10 protein-coding genes and 1 tRNA gene are annotated in these 13,066 nt (G+C 59.8%); 7 read left to right on the forward strand and 4 right to left on the reverse strand.

The annotated features are described in order from the left end of the window. Window positions 1-487: 487 nt before the first annotated feature. Window positions 488-574 (reverse strand) — tRNA-Leu (locus L6R21_11515). 145 nt (window positions 575-719) lie between these two features. Here L6R21_11515 and smpB point away from each other — a divergent pair. Together smpB and tyrS are read left to right on the forward strand one after the other, a co-directional pair. Continuing rightward, entirely contained in the window at window positions 720-1,193 is a 474-nt protein-coding gene (gene smpB, locus L6R21_11520; protein ID MCK6559814.1) for an SsrA-binding protein SmpB, read from the forward strand. 72 nt (window positions 1,194-1,265) lie between these two features. Next, the gene (tyrS, locus tag L6R21_11525; GenBank protein ID MCK6559815.1) at window positions 1,266-2,498 is read left to right on the forward strand and encodes a tyrosine--tRNA ligase; all 1,233 of its coding nucleotides are present in this window, start codon (window positions 1,266-1,268) and stop codon (window positions 2,496-2,498) included. 419 nt (window positions 2,499-2,917) lie between these two features. Here the strand turns inward: tyrS and L6R21_11530 are convergent, their stop codons facing one another. Both L6R21_11530 and L6R21_11535 read right to left on the reverse strand, forming a co-directional pair. Continuing rightward, complete coding sequence (locus L6R21_11530) at window positions 2,918-3,889, reverse strand: phosphatase PAP2 family protein (GenBank protein MCK6559816.1); 972 nt, start codon at window positions 3,887-3,889, stop codon at window positions 2,918-2,920. Between the two features lie 39 nt (window positions 3,890-3,928). Then, the gene (locus L6R21_11535; protein MCK6559817.1) at window positions 3,929-4,219 is read right to left on the reverse strand and encodes a YlxR family protein; all 291 of its coding nucleotides are present in this window, start codon (window positions 4,217-4,219) and stop codon (window positions 3,929-3,931) included. A 366-nt stretch (window positions 4,220-4,585) separates the two neighbouring features. Here L6R21_11535 and L6R21_11540 point away from each other — a divergent pair, with 366 nt between their 5' ends. From L6R21_11540 to L6R21_11550, 3 genes are all read left to right on the forward strand, one after another. Beyond that, window positions 4,586-5,545, forward strand: coding sequence for a rhomboid family intramembrane serine protease (locus tag L6R21_11540; GenBank protein ID MCK6559818.1), 960 nt, complete (start codon window positions 4,586-4,588; stop codon window positions 5,543-5,545). Window positions 5,546-5,669: 124 nt separating this feature from the next. Beyond that, window positions 5,670-7,052: an N-acetylmuramoyl-L-alanine amidase gene (locus tag L6R21_11545; protein ID MCK6559819.1), complete on the forward strand. Its 1,383-nt coding sequence runs from the start codon at window positions 5,670-5,672 to the stop codon at window positions 7,050-7,052. 623 nt (window positions 7,053-7,675) lie between these two features. Continuing rightward, a complete protein-coding gene (locus tag L6R21_11550) occupies window positions 7,676-8,974 on the forward strand; it encodes a Glu/Leu/Phe/Val dehydrogenase (GenBank protein ID MCK6559820.1) in 1,299 nt (432 codons plus the stop codon). Between the two features lie 107 nt (window positions 8,975-9,081). Here L6R21_11550 and L6R21_11555 read toward each other — a convergent pair whose 3' ends face one another. Then, window positions 9,082-9,933 (reverse strand): rhomboid family intramembrane serine protease, encoded by an 852-nt coding sequence (locus tag L6R21_11555; protein MCK6559821.1) that lies wholly within the window; start codon window positions 9,931-9,933, stop codon window positions 9,082-9,084. A gap of 283 nt (window positions 9,934-10,216) precedes the next feature. Here L6R21_11555 and L6R21_11560 point away from each other — a divergent pair, with 283 nt between their 5' ends. Together L6R21_11560 and L6R21_11565 are read left to right on the forward strand one after the other, a co-directional pair. Next, window positions 10,217-11,974 carry a hypothetical protein gene (locus L6R21_11560; protein ID MCK6559822.1) on the forward strand — a complete coding sequence of 586 codons (1,758 nt, stop codon included), beginning with the start codon at window positions 10,217-10,219 and terminating at the stop codon, window positions 11,972-11,974. Between the two features lie 49 nt (window positions 11,975-12,023). Beyond that, a complete protein-coding gene (locus L6R21_11565; protein ID MCK6559823.1) occupies window positions 12,024-13,046 on the forward strand; it encodes a methyltransferase in 1,023 nt (340 codons plus the stop codon). Window positions 13,047-13,066 lie beyond the last annotated feature (20 nt).

The raw sequence follows: 13,066 nt of genomic DNA on the forward strand, positions 1-13,066 counted from the left end.
AGCAGGAGGCTGCTCAAATCGATGGAATGACCTTGACAAGTATTATGCCAGGGTGATGATGGACAAATCCCGGCCAGGCCGTCATCATCCAGAATTTGCCAACAGTGTATATTTGTTATGACGTACACAACAGCGCTGCGCTGGCTCCGTGGCCCCAAAAGCGTGAACGCGTGGCTCACGCTGAGACACGCCGATTGCAGGAATTCCGTTTACGTAACTCTCGAAACTTGCGACAGCCCTCGTTATTGCCAGGCGGGCCACGCAGAGAGGCGGGCGCGACAATGAATTATCCTTCTAGTGTGGGCGGGAATTCGAAGCCGGTGCACCAAAGATCATGACATGCTGATGAGAGTTGCGGTTTGCAGTGTGGCGGGAAATATGCTGCCGTTCGGGTGGTGGGACCAACGGTGCGCCTTATGAAATCAAAATCGGCGCGGCATGCACCAAAACAAGAATCCCCAAGAGCAAATTGCTCTCGGGGATTAGCTGGTGCCGAAGGGGGGATTCGAACCCCCACGGGCGTACGCCCACTGCGCCCTGAACGCAGCGCGTCTACCAGTTCCACCACTTCGGCGTTTTTTTGAAGCGGGCGCAATGTATTAAAGCAGCCGGCGAAAGTCAACATTTTTGTTGGTGCGCGAAGACCCTTGATTTTCTTGGCGGCAAATGTTATGTTGCGGGCGTTTTGCTGTCCCTGATCGACCTGACTTGCGAGACCCATGGCACAATCCGAACGAAAAATCATCGCGCAGAACCGCAAGGCGCGACATGACTACGAGATTCTCGCCACCTATGAAGCCGGCATCGTGCTGCAAGGTACGGAAGTGAAGAGCCTGCGCGACGGTCGCGCCAATCTCAAAGACGCTTATGCTGCCGTGCGCGAAGATGAGGTCTGGCTTTACGGCGTGCACATCAGCCCATACTCGCACGGCAACATCAATAACCATGAGCCCGAGCGCGACCGCAAGCTGCTGCTGCATCGCAACGAGATTCGCCGCTTGATCGGCAAGACCAAGGAAACCGGTTTGACGCTCGTGCCGCTGCAGCTCTATTTCAAGAACGGCAAAGTCAAAGTGGAGCTGGCACTCGCCAAAGGCAAGAAACAATACGACAAACGCCAGGCCATTGCCAAACGTGATTCCGACCGCGAGTTGGCGCGCACGTTTCGCGCCAAGCGGGCAGCCGTGCCTTGACCCGCGGCAGGCGCTTCCAATCGCGATTTGGCTTGCAACCTCATTTTCAATCCGTCACCCATTTGGTAAACCATGACCAACGCCTACGACATTCTGCTCGAGCGCGGCTTTGTGGAACAAGTTTCCGAGGAAGAACGGCTGCGCCAGCTTCTCAGCGAAACCACCATCACTTGCTACGTCGGCTATGACCCGACTGCGGCCAGCCTGCACGTCGGCAATCTGCTTTCCATCATGATGCTGGGGCATCTGCAGCGCGCCGGGCACCGGCCCATCGCATTGTTGGGCGGCGGCACTGCCATGATCGGTGATCCCAGCGGCAGGACCGAATTGCGCAAGATGCTCTCGCGCGAACAAATCGTCGACAACGGCCGCCGGATTCAACAGCAATTCAGCCGTGTGCTGGATTTCGGCGCCGGCGGCGCGCTGTTGATTGACAATGCCGACTGGCTGCTGGAGTTGAACTACGTCGAGTTTCTGCGCGAGATCGGCCGGCACTTCAGCGTCAATCGCATGCTCGCTGCCGAAGCCTACAAGATCCGTCTCGAGACCGGGCTGTCGTTCCTCGAATTCAATTATCAACTGCTGCAGGCGTATGATTTTCTGATGCTGTATCGCCGCCACGGCTGCCGCCTGCAAATGGGCGGTAACGATCAGTGGGGCAACATTCTCGCGGGCGTGGAGTTGATCCGCCGCGTCGAGGGGCAGGAAGCCTTCGCGCTCACTGCGCCGCTGCTGACCACTGCCGGCGGCCAAAAAATGGGCAAAACCGCCGCCGGCGCAGTCTGGCTCGATCCGGAATTGATGCCGCCTTTTGATTTCTATCAATACTGGATCAACGTCGATGACCGCGACGTGGTGCGGCTGCTGCAGTTGTACACCTTCCTGCCGCTCAGCGCGATCAGCCGTTTCCGCCAAGTGCAAGGCGCGGAGTTGCGCGAGGCCAAATCCCTACTGGCCTTCGAAGTGACCAAACTCATCCACGGCGAAGCGGCGGCGCGCAACGCCCGCGAGGCGGCGTTGGCGCTGTTTGCCGAGAGCGGGGATGGCACCGGCGCGCCGCAAGTCGTCATGAATTCCGGCTTATTCAAAGAAGGTATCGGCATCGTCGACTTGTTTCACGCCGCCGGCTTGGCGTCTTCGAAGAGCGAGGCGCGCCGCCTCATCCAGCAGGGCGGTGCGTATGTCAATCGCCGCCGCATCGAATCGATCGCAGAGCGGGTGGGCTTGTCTGATTTTGAAGAGGGGGAGTTGCTGTTGCGCGCGGGCAAGAAGCGTTATCAGCGCGTGGTGATCGAATCGGACTGAGGCGCGCGAGGTGGGCCGGCAAGCGATGTCCGCCGGCGCTGCCTTGCGGGAGGAAGCCTGCGGAGAATCAGGCCCCGGGGCAGGAATTTTCAAGATGTTGCAGCATAAGATTTTGAACAGCCGAGCGACTGTGCGAACTCGCCGACTTTTGAGAAAGTGTTTTTGCACCGGCCTGGCCGTTGCATCAAAATCCTCAGAGTCTCACGGCACTCCCAGCCTTCGCCACTTCGGCTCAGCCGGGGTTGAAGCCATCGCGGACTGACAGCAACCGACTCCTACAAACCCGAGCAAGCGCGCGTCCGCATTACCTCTGCCAGTTTGATTTCGAGCGGCGGGCCCAAGGCACCGCCGCTTTTTTTGCTGCCGCTCGTTGGCGGGCTTGCCGTGCGCAGCAAACTGGCGCCGCAGGGAATCACCTTTCACCATTGCGACCGTGCGGCTGGCTCCAGCACCCGCCGGCCGGCGGTTGTGAACGAAAGCCGCTCGGCCTGCTCACGTTTTTCTCGCCGCGTCATCAGCGCTTCGACCGCCACCGCCACCAAAATGCCGCCGACTGAGTCGATGATGTAGTGATACTGAATCACAAACGTGGAGGCGGACAGCAGCAGCACCAGCGGCAGCACCGTCCAGAACAATCTGCGAAAGCTTTGGCGCAAGGTGAACAGCGCCGCCCAGGCAGCGGCAACATGCGAACTCGGAAAAGCGGCGCCCACCACCGAGCCTTTCGCCTGAATGAACAATATCGAGCTGTAGAACCAGCCACCGGCAAACAACAAGTCGTGATCGAGATTGAGCACGTGATGCGGGCCGCGCGCGGGCAGCAGCAGAAAGCAGGCATAGCAGGTGTACATCACCAGGCACAGCCGCGCCATCACACCGTCAAAAGCCGGCTTAGTGGGAGCAACGTCGCGGCTCAGTCGCAACGGCAGATAATGCACGGCCGCCACCAGCGGGATCAGCAGATAGTAGCTCCAATACGCGAAGGAGAAGATTTCCGTCGTCAGCGGGGTAAGGTGCCGCGCAAAGAACTCCCAGGGATGCTGCTGCAAAAACCAAACGTCGCTGCGCAGCAGAAACGGCTCGAGCCAAAACGGCAGGAAGAGCGTGACCAGACGGCCGATGGTGCTGAAGAAGAAGGTGAACAGCAGCACCGGGTACCAATCGCGCAGCCAACGCAGCGCAACGGGCAGTCGTTGCTGGTATCGAATCAGCGCGAGGAGGCCGGCAATAAGCAGGGGATGAGCCACGGCAATGACCGGCCACAAGTGCACGTGCTTGCCGGAAAGCAGAATCAACACCGGCACGAGAACGAGATAACCGAGCGTCAGTTTGTCGAACAGCAACAGGCGGTGCCGCCAGAAATCGTGAAAGTGAGGGATGTGATTCTGCATGAAAGCAACCGTGACTCGAGATGAATTCCCAGGTTCGGTTCAATCCGCGGCGGTTGCCGCTTGCCGCACGAAATCAATAATCTGCAGATAAACAGCAGCGGGCACTTCCCGGCGAAAACCGTGATGCAACCCTTTCCGGCGCAGCAACAACTCGGCACAGGCATCCGTCGGGCACAGATAGGCGCCGCGGCCGGGCAAGTTTTGGCGGGCGTCAATGACAAAGGTGCCGGACTGATGGCTGATGCGCAACAGCTCGGTTTTTGCCCGCTTGCGGCCGCAGGCCAGGCACGTCCGCTCCGGCGTTGCCCGTCGTGAGCGGAGATCAGCCAACCCGGCCACCCGCGAGCCGCCGCTGCGCGGCGAGAGTTTGAGGTGAAAAAAACATGGGCTGACAATAGCACGATTTCCGCAAAAAATCAATGTCAAACTCGAAACCGGCTGCGGCCAATGTTATGCTTGACTTTTAGGGGATGGTTTCATAATATCGCGCGTCAATTTTCGCCATGTCCGATTGATTTTTCACGCGTTTGCCGCCAGCGTGCCATCATCCCAATCTCATCGTCAAGATTACCCTGCTCGTGAGTCATGGCTGAAATCCGGCAGTTTCGCCGCCCGCCGGCTACGCGATTCCCGGCCGCTGCCTGTAGAACTAAAGACCTGGTCGTGAGCTAACCCCTTTCTTGTCTCGAAAAAAACATGAGCATCTACGGGCAATCCCATCGTTTTGGCATCGGTTCCGCTTGGACACCGGCGGTCAAGACGTTGATTCTTGCCAATATCGTCTGCTTCGTGCTGCAGAATCTCGTGGATCTGGTCTTCAAGGTCGATTACCTGCAGGCCTGGTTCGCGCTCTCGCCGCTTTCCAGCCTGGCGCAGCCGGCTCAGCTCGCCTTCCGCGAGGACTTCGCAGTGTGGCAGCTCTTCACCTACATGTTCCTGCACGGCGACATCTGGCACATTCTCTTCAACATGCTGGTGTTGTGGATGTTCGGCTGCGAGCTGGAGCGCTTCTGGGGAACGAAGGAATTTTTCCGCTACTATGTCATCTGCGGCGTGGGCGCCGGCTTGGTGCACCTGTTGCTCAATTTCAACTCGGCGATTCCCGTGCTGGGGGCTTCGGGCGCGATCTTCGGCGTGCTGGCTGCATTTGGCCTGACCTTCCCGGACATGATCATCACCTTCCTGCTGTTCTTCATCCTGCCGGTGCAGCTCCGGGCGAAGTATTTGGTCATGATCGTAGCGGCCATTGCGCTCTACCTGGGCGTGCGTGGCCCGGCGGACGGTGTGGCCCACTTTGCGCACTTGGGTGGGATGCTGGTAGGTTTTCTTTACCTCAAAGTCAATTGGCCGTGGAAAAGCTCCGGCCGGCGAAACTTCGACTACCAATCCTACTCGCCGCCCGGCGGCCATTCGCCCGGGTTTTTCGCCAAGATCTCGGATTGGTTCAAGCGCCGCGCCGAAGCCCGGCGACGGATGGAAATCGTGCGGCGCCGCCAGGATGAGATGCACCTGCGCGAAAGGGTCGACGCCATTTTGGACAAGATTAATGAAGTCGGATTCGACAACCTTACTCCCGAAGAAAAACAAATTCTCAAACGGGCCAGCCAATCGCTCAACCAGGAAAATATCCGCTCGCAAGATTTCGGCCCCAATTGACTCCGGCCCCACCCGTCTCTTGACTGCGCGGGGAAAGCGCGCGCCCGCCGGCGCCCTGCTTTTGCTCCTGCTGCTGCATTTTCTCCTTCCGCCCACGGCTTGGCCGCAGCCTGGCGCCCCGCCTTTGGGTATCATCAAACTGCCTGAAACCGGTGAGATCGAATTCGTCGCGCTCGGCGAATTGGCCGACTATTTGGAATTGCGCACTTTCTACAGCGAGAAGGCGCGCAAAGTCATCGTCTACGTCGGCGAAGCAGAGGTCAAAGTCACCGCCCTCAATCCCTTCGTGCAGGTGGGCGGCCGTACCGTGCAACTGCCGGTGGAGACCGGCTATGCCGAGAACGATATTCTCGTGCCGCTGCGCCACTTCGCCAATGTCATTCGGCCGCTATATCCCCGTGCCTGGCCCGCCAGCTTGGGCGGCAGTGAGGCGACCGGCGAAACCGCCAGCGCCAATCTCACCGAAATTGCCGTGGAGGAAAAAGCCAACGGCACCCTGATCCGCATCGAAGCCACGCAGCCGTTTGCGCGCAAACACTTGAGCACACGCGTCAGCACCGGCTGGCTGTATGTCGATATTGTCGGCGGCCGTGTCGCGCCCGGCGCCGTCCGAGCGCTGGCCGCCACCGGCCTCATCCAGAGTGTCGCACCGGTGCAGACGGGCGAGGTGGCGCAGCTCTCCTTTCAACTGTCGCAGGAAATCGATCCGCAGCGCATCAGCATCAGCGGGCAGGGGAATCAGATTCTGATCTCACTGCCCACGCAGGAGATCGTTCCCTCCACGGTGTTGCGCAATCTCGAAACCGTACGGCAGAAATGGCGGATCGATACCATCGTGCTCGATCCCGGCCATGGCGGCCGCGACCCCGGCGCCATTGCCAGCGACGGCACGCGCGAGAAGGACATCACGCTGCAGGTGGCCAAACGCCTCAAACGCATGCTCGAGGAGAAGCTCGGCCTGCACGTGGTGATGACGCGCGATTCGGATGTGTACGTCAGCCTGGATCAACGCACCTCCCTGGCCAACTCGGTGGAGGGCAAACTGTTCGTGAGCCTGCATTGCAACGCCAACCGCAGCCGCCGCGTGAACGGCACCACCACCTATTTTCTCGGCCCCGCCAAAACCGACGAAGCGCTGGAGGTGGCCCTGCTGGAAAACTCCGTGGTGAAATACGACGCCGACGCGCCGGTCGATACGCAAAGCGAGGAGGATTTCATTTTGACGGCGATGGCGCAAAACGCCTTCAATCATGAGAGCGAAGACTTTGCCGCCCTCATTCAGGAGGAAATGGGCCTGGCCGTCGGCCTGCCCGATCGCGGGGTCCATCAAGCCGGGTTTCGCGTGCTGGTGGGCGCCTCGATGCCCAACGTGCTGGTGGAGATGGCTTTCATTTCCAATCCCAAAGAAGTGCGACTGTTGCGCGATGCCGGCGTGCAGGACCGCATGGCGCGCGCGATCATGAACAGCATCAAACGCTTCAAAGAGAAATACGAAGCCGGATCTTGAGCCGCCTGCCACTGCCAGAATTCCCTTGCAACAATTCCCAATTCTCTTATATTTTCCCCCGAAAAAAACAGCCGCAACTTGGTTTGCGGCTTTGTTCATTTGAGACGATTGTGCAGAGCTGCCGCGCGCGTTGCTGGGCAAGAACACTCCAGGCGTGACGGAAAAACCCATCCTGCCAGGACGGTTTGCCTGCCCCGGGTTTCTGCTGCATGGGAAGTACTCGAGAGTAGAATCGCGATGCTGAACTGAGTTCGATGACAGATCCTGCCATTGACCTTACCGGCCGGCAGCGCCTGGCTGTACACCGGTACCTGCCCTGAATCTTGGATTGAACTTTGAACAAAAGCCGGCTGCGAATGACGCTCGTTGGCGCAGCCATAGACGTGCAGCATTCGGCCCCTTTGCCGCATGGAAATTTCAGAAGAGTTGTTGCGGCGAATCGTCCGGGAGGCGGTTCAAGAATTGGGTGCACAAGCCGACCCGGAGTTGATTCGCAAGGTCGTTCTCGAAGTGATTCGCCGGTTGCAGCAGGAACAACCCTCCCCGCCATCAGACCAACCTTGAGCTTGGCTCGCCGGGATGGCGCCGGCCGCCCACACACCAAACTTTATGAGGAGATTTGCATGGAAAGCGCGACCCCCTACAAGTACGTTGAAGCTGCTCCCATCAAACCCAGCGATGATGATCCCTTCGAATCCATGATGGCGCGCTTCAAAGTCGCCGCCGAAATCCTGGAACTGGATGCGGGCGTGTACGAATATCTGCGCACGCCCATCCGGCAGATCATTGTGTCGGTGCCCATCCAAATGGATGATGGCAAAATCGAAGTGTTCGAAGGCTACCGCGTCATCCACAACGAAGTGCGCGGGCCTTCCAAGGGCGGGCTGCGCTACTCGCCGGATTTGAATCTCTCCGAAGTGAAGGCGCTGGCCGCGTGGATGACGTGGAAATGCGCGGTGGTCAATATTCCCTTTGGCGGTGCCAAAGGCGGCGTGAAGTGTGATCCCAAGAAGCTGACCAAAGTCGAATTGGAGAAGATCACCCGGCGCTATACCGCCAACTTGCTGGAGATCTTCGGCCCCGAGCGCGACGTGCCCGCGCCTGACGTTAATACCAACGAGCAGGTGATGGGCTGGATCATGGACACCTATTCCATGCACGTGCGCCACACCGTCACTGCGGTGGTGACCGGCAAACCCATTCATCTCGGCGGCTCCCAGGGCCGCGTCGAAGCCACCGGCAAAGGCGTGGTCATCACCACCAGCGCGATGATGGAAAAACTCGGTATCGAACTGAAAGACGCCCGCATTGCGATTCAGGGCTTCGGCAATGTCGGGTCGGTGGCGGCGCAGGAATTTGCCGCGCTCGGCTGCAAAGTCATCGCCATCAGCGATGTCACCGGCGGTTACTACAACGCCAAGGGGATCGACATCGCGGCGGCGATCAAACACCGCGATGCGCACAAGGGCCTGCTCGAAGGCTTCCGGGGCGGCGATCCGATCTCCAACACCGAGCTGCTTGAACTCGAATGCGAAGTTCTTGCGCCCTGCGCGCTGGAGGATCAGATCAACAGCCGCAATGCCGATCGCATCAAAGCCAAGATCATTGCCGAAGGCGCCAACGGCCCGACCGCGGCCAAGGCCGATGCCATCCTGTCCAATCGCGGCATCGTGGTGATTCCGGACATTCTCTGCAATGCCGGCGGCGTGACGGTGAGTTACTTCGAGTGGGTGCAGGATCGCATGGGATATTTCTGGTCCAAGGAAGACGTGTTCTCCCGGCTGACCCGCATGCTCAACGAAGCCCTGGACGACGTCAACAACACCGCGGAGAAGTACAAAGTCAACATGCGCATCGGCGCCTATGTGCTTGCCATCGACCGGGTGGCGAAAACCCTGGCGCTGCGCGGCATCTACGGCTGAGCCGAACGCCAACAAAGCTGCAGAAAAGACAAAAGCCCGAGTGGGAACCTCCCGCTCGGGCTTTGCATTTCCGTCAACTGGTGCAGCAGCTGCGGCCGCGGCGCGGCTCAAGCCAACGTCGTGAGGGCCCGCCAAAGCGCCAGCACAAAGGCCAGCACCGTCACCGCGATGGCCGCCACACCCCAAAGCTGCATGCGATAGTTTTCCTTGCTCTTCTCCGAGTAGCCCAACAACATAGCGGCGAGATAGCCGCCGGCAAAGCCGCCGGCATGCGCCCAGTTGTTGACAATGCCGCTCATCATGAAACCATAGACGAACATGATGACGGCGAATTGCAGCGCCTGACTGTAGACCGACTCGCCGAACCGTCCGCCGCGGCTTTTGCCATAGTAAACCAGCGCGCCCAGCAACCCGAACAAAGAACCGGAGGCTCCGATGGTGAATGCGACGCCGGCAAAAAAGGAAATGAGAAATCCGAGCACGCCCGCAAAGGTGAAGATCACGATGAGCCGGCTGGTACCGAACAACTCTTCCACTGCGGGCGCGAGTTGGTGCAGGCCCATGAGATTGAACAGAATGTGCGGCAGGGAGCCGTGCAGATAGATTGCCGTGATCAGCGTCCACCAACGGCCGTCCTGCATGGCATAGCTGCCGGTCATGCCGAGCTGGTCGAGCACCACACCGTCCGGCGAGAGAAAACCGAGCAACATCTGCAAAATGCCGCCGCGGCTGCGAAAGATGGCGCTGGGATTGAGCAGCAATGCCACGGCGTATAACGCCAGACACACCGCCATCACCGCCTGCGTGAAGCCGAATCGCTCGAGCCAATGCTTCAATTTCGGTCCCACCCCCCAGAGGCCGGGATTCCGGTAGCCGCAATGGATGCAGGTTTCAGCATTCCGGCTGATCAGCTTGCCGCAATTCGGGCAGACGATCGCGCCCACACTCTGATTCGTCATTTTTCTTCTTTCATTAATTGTATCACCCGGCAGAAATGCAGAGCACGGCACGCAACCGCGAGGCCCGGCCGTCTCTGCCCGGCCACAGTAAAGTGTTCGATTTCAACAAACCGCTGGGAGTCTAAGCCTTCGACTCAATATTTGCAAGCACTTTTTCCCTTCACGCGCCGGTGAAAACAGCCGACGAAGTTTCCCGTTGCCCTTTGGAATTATTCTTTGTAATTCCAGCCGCACCTCTCCACGCTTTTCGCGCTTTTCACCGCCAGACCGGAGGCAGCCAGCCATGACGCGGCCCACCGCTTTCTCCTTCGAAGAACTCGCCCGCAACTGTCACAACTATCTCGAACGCCTGATCGATGCCAACGGACTGCCGTACTTCAACGTGTTTTGGACTACGCCCGCCGAAGCGGCGCATGACTGGCCGGATTTTGGCGACGTCACCAGCCGGCAATTGCAGGCCGCCATCATGCTGCGCCGCATGACCGGATTGCCGGCAGCGACCGTAGAAATCTGGCTCAACCAAATTCTGGCCTTGATCGATCCCGCTGATGGGCAATTGTATCGCCCGGCGACTCCCTACTGTGAGCCGGTCGCCGATTGGGGCGATGCGGGACTCACGCTCTACGCGCTGGCCACCGCCGCCATTGACCGCCAGGACCCCAACCTACGCCGCGCCGCAGCAGATATGGCAGAAGGCATGCTGCGCCGGTTGCGTGGCGGCTTCACGCCGCCGCTTGGTATTGCGTGCTTTCCCCTCAAGCCGCTGATGGTCACGGCGCGGTATCTGCAATGCGAAGCAGCACTGGAAGCAGCCCGCTTGCTGATACACCGTTTCATCCTCACCGGCAACCTGTTCACGCCCGACAACACCTTCGGCCCCGCCGGCCACATGCACAGCAATCTCCGCACGATGGTGGGCGCGGCGGACTATGCCCTGCTGACCGGCGATCCTGTTTTGTACAGTCGCATGGCGGCGCTTTACGGCTATGTCAAATCCACCGGCACGCGCTTCGGCTTCCTGCCCGAGGTGATTGGACGGCAGTGCGATCTGATCGCCTGCGAAACTTGTGCGCTGATGGATTTCGCCGGCATGGGCGTCACACTGGCCAACCATGGCCATCCCGAATACTGGGCCGACATGGAGCGCCTGGCGCGCAATCACTTTGCCGAAAGCCAGCTTGATGAGGCCGCCTGGCTGGAGTCCGACAATCGCCGGCGCGACACCTCCCAATTCACCTGGCGCGACATTGGGCCGCGCGTGCGCGGCGCCTGGGCAGGCTGGAGCGCGCCAAATCATATCCTGGCCTACCGCGAGACCTTGAATGCACATTGGGGCGGGCCGGAGCTGCGCGATAAAACCCGCGCGCTGCAAAACTGTTGCGGCGGATCGGGCGTGCACGGGCTGTTCACTCTGTGGAGAAATGCCGCGCGCTGCGAGGGCGGCGTCCTGTCGGTCAACATGCACTTGGACAAACGGCTCCCGCAGGCGGAAATTCGCTGTCAGCAGCCTTATCACGGCCGGCTGCAAATTGCGTTGCATGAGGCGGCGGCCGTGCGGGTGCGCATTCCTGATTTCACCACGGCAGAGGCGCTGCAGGTCGAAGTCAACGGCGCGGTGCTGCCGCTCGCGGCACAACCGGTCTTAAAGAGCATCTTTCATCCGGCAGTGGAACAACAACAATCAGCGGCGCAGGTGTCGGGCAACTATCTCGAGTTGGGGCGCTGCCAAACGGGCGACCGGATCGTGGTAAGCTATCCGCTGCCGCTGCGGGTGGAAGAGATCGCGGTCGGCAATCCGGGGTTTCGGCAGTGGCGCTATCGCGTCACCTGGAAGGGCGACACCGTCGTGCGCCTGGAGCCGCTGGGGAATGATGCCTCCCAAGCCTATTCTGATTTCGACAAAACCGAGGTTGAAGTTTTCTACGGCGAGCAGGGTCCCGGCCGGCTGTATCAGCGCGACCACTTGCTGCAGGAAGCTCAGCCCGAGCCGGCCGAACTGCATGAAGATGACGGCAGCCTGGATTTTTGGAAGCTGCGATGAGAATCAACTCGAATCTTGGTGTCGCGCCGACAACCCTCAGGATTACGCCATGATGACTTCCCGCGAGCTGGTCAAAGCCTCTCTGGAATTTGCCGGGCCGGAGAGAATCCCCCGGCAACTCTGGCTGCTGCCGTGGGCGGAAACGCATTTCCCCAACGAGCTGCGCCAGATTCAACAACGCTATCCGGATGACATCATTTCAGCGCCGGCCTGCCTGCGCCGGCCGGCGCCCACCCAAGGTGACGCCTACGCACCCGGCGTTTACCTGGACGAATGGGGCTGCCGCTTCGAAAACGCGGAGGCCGGCATCATCGGCATCGTGCAGCAGCCGCTGCTGGCGGATTGGCAGGAGGTCGACACCGTTCGAGTGCCGGAGGAGCTGCTCAGCGTCGACGTCGAACAAGTGAATGCCTTTTGCCGCAGCACCGACCGGTTCGTGCTCTCGGGCTGTGGGCCGCGCCCGTTCGAGCAGATGCAATTCATCCGCACCACCGAAAATCTGCTGCTCGACCTCGCCCAACCGCCCGCCGAGTTCTTTGTGCTGCGCGACCGGCTGCATCAATTCTATCTCAAACAACTGGAACTGTGGGCCGGCACCGAGGTCGACGCGCTGACTTTTCTCGATGATTGGGGCATGCAGCACGCCATGCTGATTTCACCCGCGATGTGGCGCCGGCTGTTCAAGCCGCTTTATCGCGACTATATCGAAATCGCGCATGCGCACGGCAAATACGCCTTCATGCATTCCGACGGCTACATTCTCGACATCCTGCCGGATTTGATCGAGCTGGGACTGGATGCCATCAACGCGCAGCTTTTTTGCATGGGTGTGGAGAGAGTAGGGCAATGCTGCCGCGGCCGGCTCACGTTTTGGGGAGAGATCGACCGGCAATATTTGCTGGCTTATGGCACTGCCGAGGAAATCATCGCCGCGGTGGAAAGCGTAAAGCAGTCGCTGTATGCCGGCGGCGGCGTAATCGCGCAATGCGAATTCGGCCCGGCGGCAAAGCCGGAGAACGTGTCGCTGGTCTTCGCAACGTGGGAGCGGCTGTCGCACTCGCTCCGGCCATGATCGACGCAGAAACCAGTGCG

This window comes from bacterium, assembly GCA_023150945.1.
In the GTDB taxonomy this organism is placed as follows: domain Bacteria; phylum Zhuqueibacterota; class Zhuqueibacteria; order Zhuqueibacterales; family Zhuqueibacteraceae; genus Coneutiohabitans.